The organism is Candidatus Agathobaculum pullicola, assembly GCF_052117205.1.
GTDB classification, from domain to species: domain Bacteria; phylum Bacillota; class Clostridia; order Oscillospirales; family Butyricicoccaceae; genus Agathobaculum; species Agathobaculum pullicola.
Genome location: NZ_JBQKJP010000034.1, coordinates 1 through 16,226 on the forward strand (window position 1 = coordinate 1; position 16,226 = coordinate 16,226).

A 16,226-nucleotide genomic window follows, 5' to 3' on the forward strand; every position below is an offset into this window, starting at 1 on the left:
ATATGGCCCCCTCTCGTCAAGTTAAGTGTAGCAACTCAACTTTAACCGATGAGGCCTTATCCTTCATCCCTTTTTTATTCAACTGTCCAAGATGTATTGTACTCCTACAAACCGGTGCAGGGCGGTTTTTCTTCCCGCTTGACAGACTTTTTTCCCCATGCTATACTGAAACTCGCAAAGTGCATCCACCCGAGTTTTTATCGCCGGATAAAAATTTGAGCGTCATTCTTTCCATCGTAGGCCTTTGAAGATGGAAAGGCTGACGCTCTTTTCTGTCTTAGGAGGAAACCCATGAACAAAACCGCAAATCTGCGCACATTCAGCCGCTATACGTCGCTCAATATGCTCGGTATGATTGGCATTTCCTGCTATATTCTTGCCGATACCTTTTTTGTTTCCCTCGGTACGGGCGCGCTCGGCCTTGCCGCGCTCAATATTGCAATTCCCGCATTCAATCTGCTCAACGGACTGGGACTGATGACCGGCGTTGGCGGCGCGACACAGTTTTCTATCTGCCGCGCGCAGAAAGATACGCACGGCGCCGACCGCGCCTTTACGCATGCAGTTTTTCTCGGCCTCGCTATCGGCGTACTGTTTCTGCTGCTCGGTATATTCGGCGCGGCGCCGCTTGTCCGTCTGCTGGGCGCAGACGCGCAAACTTTTTCACTGACCAGCGTCTATCTGCGTACGCTGCTGAGCTTTTCGCCTTTTTTTGTCATGAATAATGTGCTGCTTGCCTTTGTGCGCAACGATGGCGACCCGGGACGCGCCATGCGCGGCATGGTCATCGGTAGCCTGTCCAATATCGTATTCGACTATCTGTTTATCTTCCCGCTCGGCATGGGGATGTTCGGCGCGGCGCTTGCCACTGGTGTCTCCCCCATCATCAGCATCATGCTGCAAATCGGCCATTTGCGCAAGCCATCGCGCGGCTTCCATCTGCTGCGTATACGTCCGCAGGTCCGCGCACTGCCCGCGCTGTGCGCGCCCGGCCTGTCCTCCCTGATTGGCGAAGCCTCCTCGGGCGTGGTACTGCTTCTGTTTAATCTGGTTCTGCTGCGCCTGACGGGCAACACCGGCGTTGCCGCCTACGGCATTATTGCCAATCTGGCGCTTGTCGCCATCGCCATCTTTCAGGGCCTGAGCACCGGTATGCAGCCGCTGGTCAGCCGCAGCAGCGGCGAAGGTGACCATGCTGCCCTGCGCCGCCTGTTCCGCTATGGCATCCTCACCGCGCTGGGCATCGCGACCGTGATATATGTGCTGATATGCACCTATGCCGTCCCCATTTCCGCAGCATTCAACAGCGCTGGGGATCCGGTGTTAACAGGTTACGCAGTGCCCGGCTTGCGTGTTTACTTTCTCGGCTTCTGGTGCGCTGGGCTGAATATCGTATCGGCAACATTTTTCAGCGCCTCGGGCCAAACCGCTGTCGGCTTTGCCATTTCATTGGTGCGTGGCGTGGCAGCAATTCCACCCATACTATTTACACTGGCAGCTTTATTCGGTGTCACCGGTGTGTGGACCGCTTTCCCCGCAGTGGAGGCCGTAACCGCCATTGTGACCCTTGTATGCGTCCGGCATGCGTTCACTTCCGGCAAAATATAAAATCAGGCCCTCGGCAGTTGCCGAGGGCCTGATTTTCTTTGGTTCTGTTACAGCGCATTGACCAGCGATTTAAACAGCTTGCCGCGCTCCATAAAATTCTTAAAGCGGTCAAAGGACGCGCTTGCGGGGCTCATGATAACCACATCGCCCTCTTCGGCACGCGCCGCCGCTTCACGTACGGCCGATTCGAGATTCTCTACCTCAAGAATGGTCGGATGATCCCCCTCCACCGCCAGCACACATTCGCGGATTTTCGGCGCGGTCGCACCGGTAACCAGCAGCAACTTGACATGCTCGCAAATCGGCTCACCCAGCACATCATACGGGATATGCTTGTCATAACCACCCGCAATCAGAATCACCTTTTGCTGGAAGGACTCCAGTCCTGCAATGGTACGGGTCGGACTGGAGGCAATCGAATCGTTGTAATACTTCACGCCGTCTTTCTCGCGCACAAACTCAATGCGATGCTCCACACCGCCGAAAGTGGTCGCTACTTCCCGGATATCGTCATCCGAGACATAGCCTTGCACGATTGCTGCGGCCATCATCATGTTGTAGACATTGTGCGCGCCCGGAATTCGGATATCCGCTGCAGGCATCAGCTCACGCCGCACACCGCCTTCCGCAATAAAGATAACGTCATCTTTAAGGAACACACCGTTGGCCAGCTCCTGCTTTTTGCTGGTGCAGAACAAATTGCCCGAAGCATGCAGTGTGCGCGTGACCTCATCGTCCAGATTGAGCACCAGACGATCATCCTCTGTCTGGCTGCGATAAATTGCCGTTTTGGCCTGCACATATTCATCGAAATCCTTGTGGTAATCCAGATGGTTGGGTGTCAGGTTGGTGATTGCCGCCACATGGGGCGAATGTTTCATCCCCATCAGCTGGAAGGAGGAAAGCTCCACCACCGCAAGGTCCTCCGGCTTCATTTCGCTGACCCGCGGCAGCAAGGGTATCCCGATATTGCCGCCCAAGTGCACGGTATAGCCTGCGTGCTTTAAAATCTCACTGACGAGCGTCGTGGTGGTGGTTTTGCCGTCCGAACCTGTGATGCCGATAATCGGACAGGGACAAACCGCAAAAAACAGTTCCATCTCACTGGTGATTTCCGAGCCACGCTCACGCGCTTTTTCCAAAAAGCGTGGATGCACGCCCGGCGTACGGAAAATCACATCCTCATCCAGCGCATCCAGATAATGCTCCCCCAGCACAAAATCCACGCCCAGCGTGGCCAGTGTGGCGTAGCCGTCGCCCAGTTCAGTCGGATCCTTTTTGTCATGCACGGTTACCCGCACGCCTGCTGCACGCAGCATCCGAATGAGAGGCATATTGCTCACTCCGGCGCCGATAACCCCGACCCTCTTATCCGATAGGCTACCAAAATATTGTTCTAAAGCTGTCATAATATGCGTACACCGCCTTTTTCACAGCTTACAGTATACAGTATTTTTATCTGTTTGGCAAGTCTGGTTTGACGATGGCACATTTTTGTTGTATACTGAATGTCGTGACTGGTGCAGACGGTCGCGTGCCTGACGGCATGAGGAAAGTCCGGGCTGCACAGGGCAAGGATAACGGATAACGTCCGCCGGGGGCGACCCCAGGAATAGTGCAACAGAGATATACCGCCTTACCGGTGTAATCACGCCGGTAAGGTAAGGGTGGAAAGGCGAGGTAAGAGCTCACCGCGCCCCGTGGTGACACGGGGGGCCTGTAAACTCTATCCGCAGCAACGCCGACAGGGACCATGGTTTGCCCGACCGTCTCAACTGGCGGCTTGAGGCGCGCGGCAACGCGCGTCCCAGATAGATGACCGTCCACGACAGAACCCGGCTTACGCACCAGTCATACCATTTAACAAACATCAGTTATAATAGCAAATAGACATGAAAAAAAACAGACCGTCAAGGCTCCTACCCCTTGACGGTCTTACAGAAAGCACACGCTGCGCAATGCCTTCCTTTAGATATATTTTATCAGAATTAGCACATTTTGTCAATTTTGGAGGGATATGAATGTTTTGCAAAAAATGCGGCACACAATTAGAGAACTCGGCCAATGTATGTCCTACATGCGGCGAACCTACAACCGTTTCCGAAACAGGTCAGACACAACAAGCTTCAGCGCAAATGCCACCAATCATCATTAATAACGTCAACAACAATACAAATAACGCAGGTATGGCCTATCCATATAAAAGCAAGATTGTCGCGGCCGTTTTGTGCTTCTTTCTTGGCTTTTTAGGTATTCATCGGTTTTACGTAGGGAAAATAGGTACCGGATTGATATGGCTGATTACATTGGGATTTTTCGGTATCGGCGCACTTATTGATTTCATCTTGATTTTGGTTGGCTCCTTTCGTGATAAAGCAGGATTTCCTCTCAAATAAAAAAAATCCCGCCCCGGTATTGTAACACCAGCGCGGGACAGGGGTACTGACTAAACGTTTTACGTTTAGTCAGTACCCCTTTTTATTATGCTATTACTGATGAGAAAAAAATCTGACACCCCAGTGAAATATAGTCTAAATGTTAGGAGACGCTTGCTTTTCAGAATCAATTGAGGAAATCCTTGAGTTTTTTCGAGCGCGACGGATGACGCAGCTTGCGCAGCGCCTTTGCTTCAATCTGGCGAATACGCTCGCGCGTGACGTTAAACTCCTTGCCAACTTCCTCCAACGTGCGGGTATGTCCGTCCTCAATGCCGAAGCGCAGGCGCAGCACCTTTTCCTCACGCGGCGTAAGCGTCTTGAGCACCTCAACCAGTTGCTCTTTGAGCAGCATAAAGGATGCCGCTTCGGCCGGTTCGGGCGCGTCATCGTCCGGGATAAAATCGCCCAGGTGGGAATCCTCCTCCTCACCGATCGGCGTCTCAAGCGACACCGGCTCCTGCGCAATCTTGAGAATATCACGCACACGGTCGACCGGCATGCTCATTTCCTTGGCAATTTCCTCCGGACTAGGATCGTGCCCCAGCTCCTGCAGCAGCTGACGCGACACGCGGATGACCTTGTTGATGGTTTCCACCATGTGCACCGGAATACGGATGGTGCGCGCCTGATCCGCAATCGCGCGCGTAATCGCCTGACGAATCCACCATGTCGCATAGGTGGAGAACTTAAAGCCCTTGGTCGAGTCGAATTTCTCAACCGCCTTGATCAAGCCAAGATTGCCCTCCTGAATCAGGTCAAGGAACAGCATACCGCGGCCGACATACCGCTTGGCGATCGAAACCACCAGACGGAGATTTGCTTCGGCCAGACGCTTTTTCGCCTTTTCGCCGATTTTCACATCGCGGTCCAGCTGTACACGCTCTTCCGCCGGGATAGCATCGCCTTCCGCCTCAATACGGGCCTCCGCCTCATTGCCCTTCTGCATCTGCTCGGCCAGCGTCACCTCTTCCTCCGGCGAGAGCAAATCGACCTTGCCGATCTCCTTAAGGTACATACGCACCGGATCGTCAATGGCAAAGGTTTCCGCCATCGCGGAGGTGTCAATCAGCTCCTCTTCCGGAACCTCCTCCACGCTGTCCGGCTCAAACACCTCGTCGTCGTCATCACCCAACGCCTTTTCCAATACGCCTTCCGTTTCAATCTCAACACCCATGGTTTCGAGCGTTTCATACAGCTTATCAATATCATCGCTTTCCATATCCAGCTGGCTCAGTGCATCCGCAATCTCCTTGAGCGTCAGCCGTCCATTCTTCTTGCCAAGCGCCAGCAGGTCCTTAAGCACCTGCTGCTGGTCTACTGCATGCTCCGGTGCGTTTGCATTGCCCGTTGTCGTCATATCGTTTGTCCTCCCGCGTTTTGTTTTTTTATTCGTCCAAAGGTCAGCAGCGGGTCCTCACCTTCTTCGGTAATCTTCCCTTCTCTGACGCGCTGCATTCGTATCGTGTTTATGTATTCCTGCATTTCCTGTCGGTGTTCGCCCGGTGGGATGCCCTGATCGAGAATGGCGGAGAGCAGACTCATCTCATTTGCCTCCAGCCATCCCTCAAAGGACAGGATATCCACCATTTGGCCCTCCCGGTCGAGCGCGAGCACGCGCTCATATATCTTACGCAGCACGGGCGCGGAAAACCACGCCGGCGGCAATTCTTTTTCCAATCCCGCTGCCAGCTTCTGATCGTAGAACAGCAGCCGCAGCACGTTCTCCTCGGCCTTGGCGGATTTGACATCCGTATAGGCAAGCGTACGGTCCTTAGGCTGCGCCATAACGACCGGCGAGCGAATCTCGCGCCGCTCAGCAGCCTTTTGCCTTTTACGCCGGATATTCAGCTCGCGCCGCACCTCTACGTTCATCGCCTCGGCCGTCACGCCCGCCATCTTGGCCGCGCGCCCCGCGTATACTTCTCGCTCGATGCTGCTTTCAATACCAGCAAGCATACGCGCCGCGTCTCGCAGAAACAGCACACGCGCCTCGTCATCTTCCAAATCGTATCTCGCTGCAATTTGTTCCAGTCGGTAAGCGTTGTGGTCCTCGCTGCGCTCGATCAGCGCGCGGAACGCATCCGCCCCCTTGGTCTTAATGAACTCATCCGGGTCTTTCGCGCCCGGAATTTTGAGCACCTTGACCTGCAAATCGCATTTTTTCAAAATGTCAATCGCGCGCTGCGCCGCCGCCTGCCCCGCTCTGTCCGCGTCGTAGGAAATCACGATGCGCTCCGTATGTCGGGCAATGATGCGCGCCTGCTCCTCGGTCAGCGAAGTGCCGAGCGAGGCCACCGCACAGTCAAAGCCCGCCTGATGCAGCGCAATCACGTCCATATAGCCTTCCGCAAGGATAAAATACCCGTTTTTCGTGGTCTTGGACAGATTAAGTGCAAACAGATTGCGGCTCTTGTGAAAAATCGGCGTTTCGGGCGAGTTGAGATACTTGGGCTTGGAATCATCCAGTACGCGCCCGCCGAACGCAATCACATTGCCGCGCACATCAATGATGGGAAACATCACGCGTCCGCGGAAACGGTCGTATACATGACCCTTTTCGCTGCGGCTGAGCAGCCCTGCGTCCAGCATCTCTTCCCGCGTATAGCCCTTCGCGGTCATCGCATCGAGCAACGCATGGAACGAGTCGGGCGCGTACCCCAGCCCAAATCGGTTCATCGTGCGCCGGTGCAAGCCGCGCCCGAGAAAATACTGCTGTGCCACGCGGTTCTCCGGCTTCCACAGTGTATCATAGTAAAACCGCGCCGCATCTTTACACAAAGCGTACAGCCGGTCGCGGTGGCGGGCTGCCTGTCGATCGGCCTCCCCCTGTTCAGGCACTTCCATTCCCGCACGTGCGGCCAGATAGCGCACCGCATCGGGAAACTCCAATCCTTCGGCCTTCATGGTGAAGGTAATCACCCCACCGCCCGCGCCACAGCCGAAGCAGTGAAAAATCTGCTTATCCGGCGAAACCGAAAAGGACGGCGTTTTTTCATTATGGAAGGGGCAAAGGCCAAAATAATTTGCGCCGCTCTTTTTCAGATGCACATACTGGGACACGACATCCACAATATCGTTTCGCGCGGATAATTCATCCAGAAATACACGGTCAAACGCCATTCGCCCACCTCCTTTGTAGGATAGCCGGATTTTTTACCCTTCAATCTTATTCCAGCTCTTCGGAATAAATAATTTTGTGTAAACCGAAATCGAGTATCGGTCGGTCATGCACGCGATATAGTCGCATACCACGCGCTCGAGCGGCTCCCCGCGTGTCATGAGCACAAAATAATCCCCCGGCAGCTCGTCCGGATGGGCTACAAAGTATTCATACAGACCACGCAGCATCGTCTTGGCGCGCATCTCCTCACGCTGGGCCCCAGCGCCATGGTACACATGGTCGAACATAAACTGGCGCAACTCCATCATATCATCATGCACCTGTTCATCCATGCCGATTTCCTGATGCGCCGTTCCGTATTCGATCATCGCCGTAACCATGGTATCAATGCGCTTACCGTGGCTGTCCCCCAGTCTACGGCGCAGATACTGCGGGATATCCGCGCTTTTGATAAGACCACCGCGCATCGCGTCGTCAATATCATGATTGATATAGGCAATGCGGTCGGCATAATGGATAATGCGCCCCTCGGGCGTGTCCGCTTTTTTCGCGCCCGTATGACAGATGATGCCGTCGCGCACCTCCTGCGTCAGATTTAAGTCCTCAATCAAATCCACCATGCGCAGGCTCTGCTCATTATGCCGAAACCCGAACGGACACACCTCCGCCAGCGCACGCTCGCCCGCATGACCGAACGGCGTGTGTCCCAGATCATGCCCCAGTGCAATCGCCTCGGTCAAATCCTCATTGAGCCGCAGCGCGCGCGCAATCGTGCGCGCAATCTGCGACACCTCCAGTGTATGCGTCAGGCGGGCGCGGTAGTGATCCCCTTCTGGTGAGATAAACACCTGCGTTTTATGGCTGAGCCGCCGAAACGCCTTGGAGTGAATGATACGGTCACGGTCGCGCTGAAAGCAGGTGCGATAGGCACACGGCTCCATTTCGCGCTGCCGTCCCTGCGAACCATCCGCAAAGGTCGCCCATGGCGCCAGCGTTAAGTGCTCCCGCTGCTCCTGCTGTTCCCGGATTGTCATACGGTGCGCGCCTCCCCGCTTTCTGTCATCAAAAAATTCGTCTATTTGTTGTATACCGACTCCATCGGCAAAATCCTTTTTTTCAGGGCAATTTTTTTCACTTTATTTTACACGTCTTCCCATAAAGCGCGTTTCCATCACCTCAGCGTACACCTGTCCTGCGGTCGCTTCGGCAAGCGCGGCATTGAGCCGCTCCTCCCCGCCTGCGGGCAAGGTCACCGTCAGCGTCACATCGGCCCCGAAATCGGTCTGTTCCGCAGCGCAGTCGTAATCCGGCAGCAGATGCAGCACCATTTCATATAGGTTATATGGGCACGCAATCAGCGCAACCGAAAACAAACTCATGCGCTGCACGCCCGCCGCCGCGACCGCGATTTGCGCGCCCTTGGTATAAGCGCGCACCAGCCCGCCCGTGCCCAGCAGTACGCCGCCGAAATAACGCGTGACCACGCATAGACAATTTTCCAGCTGTTCATGCCGTAGCACATCCAGAATCGGCATGCCCGCCGTGCCCTGCGGCTCGCCGTCATCCGAATAGCGCATAACATTGCCCTCGCGCAGGATATAGGCATAGCAATTGTGCGTTGCATCCCAGTAGGTTTCGCGCATTTCCTTGATGCGTGAAACCGCTTCCTCCGCTGTCTCCACGCGCCACAGCCGTCCGGTGAACTTGGAGCGTTTTCCTTCAAATTTATCCTCGCCATACGCGGCAAAGGGCACAAAATAGTCCTTTTCCATGGTGTATCCCCGTTTTGCGCAGCTTTGTTTGCGCGTTATTCCTCGACCAGATAGGCCGCCACACGGCCGTAAGTCTTATCGTCCACAATCGCCTCGACCAGCGTACCCTCCGCCGCGTACTCGGTCGATTCCATCTGTGCCTCCCGGTGCAGCATATCGAGCACTGCACCGTCCGCATAGGGGATCAGTAGCTTGACGCGATGCTTTCCACGCCCGAGCGCGTGCTCAATGGTCGCCAGCAGCGCATCCATGCCCTCGCCGGTCTTAGCAGAAATGGCAACGCCTTCATCCGGACGGAAAAACGGCAGCGCCTCCGGCGCGCACTTATCCGCCTTGTTGTAAACCATCAGGCGCGGGATTTCCTGCGCCCCCAGCTGTGCGATAACGCCCTCGACCGTCTCGGCTTGTATGCGCCAATCCTCGTCCGACACGTCCACCACATGCAGCAAAAGGTCGGCATACGCCAGCTCCTCGAGCGTCGCCTTGAACGCACTGACCAGATGATGCGGCAGCTTGCGGATAAAGCCGACCGTGTCGCTCAGCAGAATCTCCTGCGTGTCCGAAATGCGCTTTTTGCGCGTGGTCGGGTCGAGCGTATCGAACAGGCGGTCGTTGGCCTCAATGCCTGCGCCGGTCAGCTGATTGAGCAGCGTGGACTTGCCCGCGTTGGTATAACCAACAATGGCAACCAACGGCAGCTCGGTCTTTTTCCGATGACGGCGCTGCACCGCGCGCACCTGCCGCACCTGTTCCAGCTCCGCTTTGAGTTTGTCAATACGCTTGCGGATGTGACGGCGGTCGGTCTCAAGCTGCGTCTCACCCGGGCCGCGCGTACCAATCGGGCTTTTGCCGCCGCCCGCGGTCTGGCGCACCAGATGCGTCCACATACCGGCCAGACGCGGCAGGATATACTGATACTGCGCAAGCTCTACTTGCAGCTTGCCCTCGCCCGTGCGGGCGCGCTGCGCGAAGATGTCCAGAATGAGCGCCGAGCGGTCAAGCACGGTGCATTTGGTCAGTTCCTCCAGATTGCGCGTCTGCGACGGCGACAACTCGTTGTCAAACAGCACGAGCGTCGCCTCATTGGCTTCCGCGAGCTGCCGCACTTCCTCTGCCTTGCCCTCGCCGATAAAGGTGCGCGCGTCCGGCGCGGGACGGCGCTGCAAGGTCATCGCGACCGCTTCCGCGCCCGCAGTCTCGGCCAGCGCGCGCAACTCGTCCATCGTGCGCTCATCCGCATCCTGCTGCGCATTGAACGACGGACAGGACAGCCCAACCAGCACCGCGCGCTCAGCCTGCGTTTTGTTTTCCAGTTCAGTCATTGTGTTATTCCTCCCCTCTCGGGGGCGTGCCCGCATGTGGGCGGGCGGGTTTAAAACGGAAAAGCCACCGAAACGCGCTTCTTCAGCAACCGTTTCGATGGCTTTCTCTTACTTGTCCAGATTGAAACGCTTCTTGAAGCGATCAACACGTCCGCCGGTGTCTACCAGCTTCTGCTTGCCCGTGAAGAAGGGGTGGCACTTGGAGCAAACGTCAACGACGATATTCTCCTTAGTGGAGCCGGTCTCAATGACATTGCCGCAGGCACAGCGGATCGTGGTCTGCTTGTACTCGGGATGGATGCCCTGTTTCATGTTGTTTCACCTCTTTCCACGGGAAATCACAAAATTTCTCTTGCAGTCGTGAGGATATGATACCATATTACGCGACAAAATGCAAGCATTATTTTTCGTATACCAAATTTTCTTCCGTCCAGTCCTTCAGTACCGGAATCATGGATGCAGCCAGCGCCTTCGCACCCGCCAAATCATGCAGCAGATAGTTGCCACATTCGATACGGCTCGCGCCGGGAATCTCGCCCTCGTAAGCGGCAACGAAATCCATCGTCTCGCGCACCAGTTCAATGGCGTCCGCAGGCGTCAAATCCCGCACCAGAAAATAAAATCCGGTCTGGCAGCCCATGGGCCCGCAATAGATGATATGCTCGGCAAAGCGCGAGTTGCGCGCATAAGTGGCAAACAGATGCTCGAATGTGTGTCCCGCCGCAGGCTGGATGTAGGTACCCGCATTGGGATACACCATGCGGATATCATAGGTTGTCACATCTCCGTCAATGCGGGAGGTATACATGCCCGGTTTGAGCTTATCATGATTGACTTCAAAGCTTGCAATACGTTTCATATTATTCTCTCCTTTTCAGCTCCAAGATACTGCAATTCTGTGCAATACTCACGCCATAGCAGCACATACGAAATGAAAAATGCAGCGATTTCCGCAATCGGGAACGAATACCAAACGGCATCCAATCCCTTCCACTGGCCGAGCAGCCATGCCGCCGGCAAAATGATGACGAGCTGACGGCAGACCGATACAATCAAACTGTTCATGCCGCGGGCAGTCGCCTGAAACAGCGTGGAATTGATGATGCCAAAGGCCGCGCCAAGGAAGGACAAGCTGATGGTCTTGAGGGCCGGTATACCGACCGAGATCATATCGTCGATCGCAGCCGCGTCGGTGCGGTCCACAAACATCATCAGCATCTGCTCCGCAAAGATCTGGAACAGGAGCAGACCGATAAACATGATAACGACAGCAGCGGTAAGTGTGATTTTATACGCGCCGAACAGACGCTTTTTGTTGCGCGCACCGTAATTGTAGCCCATGACCGGCAGCGCGCCTTGGTTCAAGCCAAACACAGGCATAAACACAAAGGTCTGCAATTTGAAATATACTGCCAGCACATTGACCGCAGTCTGCGAAAACCCAATCAGGATTGCATTCATGCCCGCCGTCATCACGGACACTACGCTCTGCATGACAATGCCCGGCAGACCGACACGGTAAATATCCTTGACCGTCTGGATGCGCCACTTGAATTCCTGCATTTTCACCTGCAGAACCTTTTGATGGACAAATACGCCCCACAATCCGATCAGCATACCAAAAATCTGTCCGATAACGGTTGCCAGCGCCGCGCCGCGCACGCCCATCTCCGGGAACGGACCAATACCAAAAATCATCAGCGGGTCCAGAATAATATTGATGATTGCACCTGCCAAACCCTGACACATCGGGATAATCATATTGCCGGTCGACTGCTGCAGCTTTTCGCACATCATGGAAATCATAACGAAAATGCTCAGGCCAACCGCAATATGCGAATACTGAATGGCCTGCACGGTAACATCCTCCGCCGCGCCGAACGCGCGCACGAACACACCTGACAAGCCAAAGCCCAGCACGAGAAACACGATGCCGCCAATCACGGACAACGCGATGCCGTGTTCTGCCGCCGAATTTGCATGCAGACGGCGCTTTTCACCCAGTCGACGCGCAATCAGCGAATTGACGCCCACGCCGGTGCCCACGCCAATTGCCACAACCAGCGTTTGCAGCGGAAACACCAGCGAAACCGCCGCCAGCGCACTCTGCGAATACTGCGCAACGAAGATGCTGTCTACGATATTGTACAGCGCATTGATGATCATAGAGATCATCGCAGGCAGTGCCATGGAGAAAATCAGCGGCCCCATGCTCGCCGTACCCATCTTATTTTGTTCTTCCAAAATTCATTCCCCCTAACCAAAATGAAGCCGCACCGGAACATGTCCGGCGCAGCCGCCTTTTTTTCTCTCGCTATATAGTGTACGGGATTAAAAACGAGATTGCAAGCCCTTTCTTACAGTTTTCCGCACAATTCGTCATATGACTGTTCCACTACAAAATCACTGACCGAACGCAGTTCATTTTCCCCCGCCGCATAGGCAGGCTCCACCATACCGCAAACCCGGAATCCTGCACGCTTGGCCGTGGCGCATGCGTAGGGTGCATCCTCAAATACGATACAATCGGCTGGCGCAAGCCCCATCTTCTCCGCACTCTTTAAATAAATATCCGGTTGATACTTGGAAATGCCCACATCCTCAATGGTCAGCATAAACTCAAAATATCCCATCATATTCCGGTCACGCAGCGCCTTTTCCGCATGACGGCGCGCTGTGAGCGTCGCAATCGCCATCTTCACCCCGCGGCGGCGCAGTCCGTCAAGAAATTCGATGACACCGTCCTTCGGCTTGGCGATCGTCTCGTAGCGTGTGGTAATCAGCCGATCCATTCCCTCCATCAGTCCAGGCGCGCCGCCAGGCAGCTCCGGATAGCGGTTTGCAAAATACTGAGCCACCTGTGGCTGGGAAAATCCCTCGCACACCGCATACTCCTCGTCTGTAATCGTCAGCCCGAACTCCGCCAAATAGCCCTGTGTCAGCCGCTTCCACACCGGCATGGAATCGAGCAGCGTGCCGTCCATATCGAATATCGCACCCTTAAATTCGTGCATGTTTTTTCCTCCCGGAAGCAATGTTATTTTGTCTTGCGGTCGATAAACTGCGGCCGCAGTTTGGAATACAGAATCTTTTGCTCGCTGTACAGGCCGTAATACCCGCTGAGCATATAAGAAATGGCAATCACCAGCGCGAACAGCGCAAGGCTTTGCCCACCGAACAGTTCAAACGCCAGCAGAATCGAGGTCAGAGGCGCATTGGTCACGCCGCAGAACACCGCCGTCATACCCAGTCCCGCTGCAAACGAAGGCGCAAGCCCGAAAAAGCCGCCGTAAGCTGCGCCAAACGTCGCTCCAATGAACAGTACCGGCACAATTTCGCCGCCCTTATAGCCCACACCGATGGTGATGGCGGTCAGCACCAGCTTGATGAAAAACGTCGTGTACTCCGCTTCGCCCGCGACCGCGCGCTCGATGACCTCCATGCCCGCGCCGTTATAGTCTCGTGTGCCGAGCAGCAAAGACATCAGCACAACCACCAGTCCGCCTATGGCTATGCACAAATATGGATTGGGTATGTACTTTTTGAAAAGGTGCCCAATATGGTGAAACACGATACAAACTACCGCGCTCAGCACCGCACACACCACACCGAACAGCACCAGCTTGACCAGCAGCAAAGGCTCAACCTCCTGCGGCACACCGGAAAGCGCAAACGCAGTCGTCCCGCCGCCAAGGGCAAGCGCCACATAATGCGCAATCACCGACGCGAGCACACACGGAAACAGCGCCGCATAGTACATCACACCAACGCTGATAACCTCCATAGCGAAAACGCTCGCTGCCAGCGGCGTGCCGAACAGCGCAGCGAAGCCTGCTGCCATGCCGCACATGGTAATCGTACGGCTGTCCTTATCGTCCAGCCGCATCCAGTGTCCGATGTTGCCGGAAATCGCGCCGCCGAGCTGAATCGCCGCGCCCTCACGGCCGGCCGAACCGCCGCACAGATGCGTCAGAATCGAGGTGACAAAAATGCTCGGCGCCAGCCGCAGCCGCACCGGATGATTTTCCCGCACCGAGGTCAGAATGAAATTTGTCCCCCGCTCAAGCGGCATATCTGCCCGCCTGTACCAGAACGCAATGAACACGCCCGCAAACGGCAGCAGATACAGCAGCCAAGGATACGCTGCGCGCGTCTCTCCCGCCCACTCAAGCATCCGATGGAACGCCGCGCCCACCGCGCCCACTACCAGACCAATCACCACCGCAAACACGCACCAGCGCAGAAAAACGCCGCCGCTGCGCCGCACACGATAGCCCAGTCCGTGCAGCATGCGAAGCAACCCGCCGATGGCTTTCCGGCGCTCACTCTCCATATTACACATTCCCCTTTCCCACAAGAATTGCCCCGCAGCTAATCTGCGGGGCAATCTGTTCAGACGCAGCTTTGCTTACTTGCTGGTCGTCGTGGTCTCCTTGAGCAGCACGTCGTGCGCGCCGCCCTCGACAATCGAGGTCGCGGATACCAGCGTAATCTTGGCCTTCTTCTGGAACTCCGGAATAGAGAGCGAACCGCAGTTGCACATGGTCGAACGAACCTTGCTAAGCGTCAGGCCCAGGTTATCCTTCAGCGAACCGGCATACGGCACATAGGAATCGACGCCTTCTTCAAAGGACAGCTTTTTATCGCCGCCCATATCGTAGCGCTGCCAGTTACGCGCACGAGACGAGCCTTCACCCCAGTATTCCTTCATGTAACTGCCGTTAATGTTAACCTTGTTGGTCGGAGATTCGTCAAAGCGCGAGAAATAGCGGCCGAGCATCAGGAAATCCGCGCCCATCGCCAGTGCCAGCGTGCAGTGATAGTCATGCACAATGCCGCCGTCCGAGCAAATCGGCACATACACACCGGTTTCCAGATAATATTCGTCACGCGCGGCGGCCACTTCGATCAGCGCCGTCGCCTGACCGCGGCCAATGCCCTTCTGCTCGCGGGTGATGCAAATGGAGCCGCCGCCGATGCCGACCTTAACAAAGTCCGCGCCCGCGTCCGCGAGGAAACGGAAGCCCTCCCGGTCGACCACATTGCCCGCGCCGACCTTCACACTATCACCGTAGTTCTCGCGAATCCACGCAAGCGTGCGGCTCTGCCACTCGGAAAAACCCTCCGAAGAATCGATACACAGCACGTCCGCACCGGCCTCCACCAGCGCCGGCACGCGCTCGGCATAGTCTCGGGTATTGATGCCCGCGCCGACAACATAACGCTTGTGCTTGTCGAGCAGCTCCAGCGAGTTCGCCTTATGGCTGTCATAGTCCTTACGGAACACCATATAGACCAGATGCTGCTCCTCGTCCACCAGCGGCAGCGAATTGAGCTTGTGATCCCAGATGATGTCATTTGCCGCCTTGAGCGTAGTATCCGCCGGTGCGGTGACCAGTTTATCAAACGGCGTCATAAACTCGGATACCCGCACATCGCGCTCCATACGGGAAACACGATAATCACGGCTGGTGACGATGCCGAGCAGACGGCCGTTTGCCGTACCGTCCTCTGTGACCGCCATCGTCGAGTGACCGGTCCTTGCCTTCAACTCCAAGACGTCCGCGAGCGTCTGCTCCGGACGCAGATTGGAATCAGACACGATAAAGCCTGCCTTATAGCTCTTGACACGAGCCACCATGGCCGCTTCGCTTTCAATCGTCTGCGAACCGTAAATAAAGGAGATACCGCCTTCCTGCGCCAGTGCGATCGCCATGCGGTCGTCCGAAACCGCCTGCATGATAGCCGAAACCATCGGGATATTGGCATACAGCGCCGATTTCTCTCCCTTACGATACTTGACAATCGGAGTGCGAAGGCTGACGTTGGCCGGAATACACTCCGCGGAGGAATATCCCGGCACAAGCAGATATTCGTTGAACGTATGCGAAGGTTCACTGAAATAATATGCCATAAAGTTACTCCTTTTCTTCATTCCTGTTTTCCGGATTGTATATTAGTTTTT

General features: G+C 55.5%; 14 protein-coding genes and 1 other RNA gene. 3 read left to right on the forward strand and 12 right to left on the reverse strand.

Annotated features, from left to right (window positions below):
* Positions 1 to 291: 291 nt before the first annotated feature.
* Complete coding sequence (locus tag ACTQ3V_RS11295) at positions 292 to 1,608, forward strand: MATE family efflux transporter (RefSeq protein ID WP_441467587.1); 1,317 nt, start codon at positions 292 to 294, stop codon at positions 1,606 to 1,608.
* A gap of 47 nt (positions 1,609 to 1,655) precedes the next feature.
* On the opposite strand, the gene murD is transcribed toward ACTQ3V_RS11295, so the two are convergent.
* Complete coding sequence (gene murD / locus ACTQ3V_RS11300) at positions 1,656 to 3,017, reverse strand: UDP-N-acetylmuramoyl-L-alanine--D-glutamate ligase (RefSeq protein WP_441467588.1); 1,362 nt, start codon at positions 3,015 to 3,017, stop codon at positions 1,656 to 1,658.
* A gap of 105 nt (positions 3,018 to 3,122) precedes the next feature.
* On the opposite strand from murD, the gene rnpB reads away from it, so the two are divergent.
* Together rnpB and ACTQ3V_RS11310 are read left to right on the forward strand one after the other, a co-directional pair.
* Positions 3,123 to 3,466: RNase P RNA component class A (gene rnpB, locus ACTQ3V_RS11305), an RNA gene on the forward strand.
* A gap of 163 nt (positions 3,467 to 3,629) precedes the next feature.
* Positions 3,630 to 4,004 carry a TM2 domain-containing protein gene (locus ACTQ3V_RS11310; RefSeq protein ID WP_441467589.1) on the forward strand — a complete coding sequence of 125 codons (375 nt, stop codon included), beginning with the start codon at positions 3,630 to 3,632 and terminating at the stop codon, positions 4,002 to 4,004.
* A 166-nt stretch (positions 4,005 to 4,170) separates the two neighbouring features.
* Here ACTQ3V_RS11310 and rpoD read toward each other — a convergent pair whose 3' ends face one another.
* The 11 genes from rpoD to ACTQ3V_RS11365 form a co-directional block, all read right to left on the reverse strand.
* Positions 4,171 to 5,403, reverse strand: a complete 1,233-nt coding sequence (gene rpoD, locus ACTQ3V_RS11315; protein ID WP_441467590.1) for an RNA polymerase sigma factor RpoD — start codon at positions 5,401 to 5,403, stop codon at positions 4,171 to 4,173.
* Positions 5,400 to 7,166, reverse strand: coding sequence for a DNA primase (gene dnaG / locus ACTQ3V_RS11320; RefSeq protein ID WP_441467591.1), 1,767 nt, complete (start codon positions 7,164 to 7,166; stop codon positions 5,400 to 5,402). Before dnaG ends, rpoD begins: the two co-directional genes overlap by 4 nt.
* Positions 7,167 to 7,199: 33 nt before the next feature.
* Positions 7,200 to 8,201 carry a deoxyguanosinetriphosphate triphosphohydrolase gene (locus ACTQ3V_RS11325; RefSeq protein WP_441467592.1) on the reverse strand — a complete coding sequence of 334 codons (1,002 nt, stop codon included), beginning with the start codon at positions 8,199 to 8,201 and terminating at the stop codon, positions 7,200 to 7,202.
* Between the two features lie 102 nt (positions 8,202 to 8,303).
* Positions 8,304 to 8,939 (reverse strand): IMPACT family protein, encoded by a 636-nt coding sequence (locus tag ACTQ3V_RS11330; RefSeq protein WP_441467593.1) that lies wholly within the window; start codon positions 8,937 to 8,939, stop codon positions 8,304 to 8,306.
* A 35-nt stretch (positions 8,940 to 8,974) separates the two neighbouring features.
* Positions 8,975 to 10,261 (reverse strand): GTPase HflX, encoded by a 1,287-nt coding sequence (gene hflX, locus ACTQ3V_RS11335; protein ID WP_441467594.1) that lies wholly within the window; start codon positions 10,259 to 10,261, stop codon positions 8,975 to 8,977.
* Between the two features lie 108 nt (positions 10,262 to 10,369).
* Positions 10,370 to 10,573, reverse strand: coding sequence for a 50S ribosomal protein L31 (rpmE, locus tag ACTQ3V_RS11340; RefSeq protein WP_031475830.1), 204 nt, complete (start codon positions 10,571 to 10,573; stop codon positions 10,370 to 10,372).
* Between the two features lie 88 nt (positions 10,574 to 10,661).
* Entirely contained in the window at positions 10,662 to 11,120 is a 459-nt protein-coding gene (locus ACTQ3V_RS11345; RefSeq protein ID WP_441467595.1) for an S-ribosylhomocysteine lyase, read from the reverse strand.
* Complete coding sequence (locus tag ACTQ3V_RS11350) at positions 11,117 to 12,505, reverse strand: MATE family efflux transporter (protein ID WP_441467596.1); 1,389 nt, start codon at positions 12,503 to 12,505, stop codon at positions 11,117 to 11,119. The genes ACTQ3V_RS11345 and ACTQ3V_RS11350 overlap by 4 nt, the downstream gene beginning before the upstream one ends.
* Before the next feature lie 113 nt (positions 12,506 to 12,618).
* Positions 12,619 to 13,275, reverse strand: a complete 657-nt coding sequence (locus ACTQ3V_RS11355) for an HAD family hydrolase (RefSeq protein WP_441467597.1) — start codon at positions 13,273 to 13,275, stop codon at positions 12,619 to 12,621.
* A gap of 23 nt (positions 13,276 to 13,298) precedes the next feature.
* Positions 13,299 to 14,594 carry a chloride channel protein gene (locus ACTQ3V_RS11360; protein WP_441467598.1) on the reverse strand — a complete coding sequence of 432 codons (1,296 nt, stop codon included), beginning with the start codon at positions 14,592 to 14,594 and terminating at the stop codon, positions 13,299 to 13,301.
* 75 nt (positions 14,595 to 14,669) lie between these two features.
* Positions 14,670 to 16,175 carry an IMP dehydrogenase gene (locus ACTQ3V_RS11365; protein WP_441467599.1) on the reverse strand — a complete coding sequence of 502 codons (1,506 nt, stop codon included), beginning with the start codon at positions 16,173 to 16,175 and terminating at the stop codon, positions 14,670 to 14,672.
* Between the last annotated feature and the right edge of the window lie 51 nt (positions 16,176 to 16,226).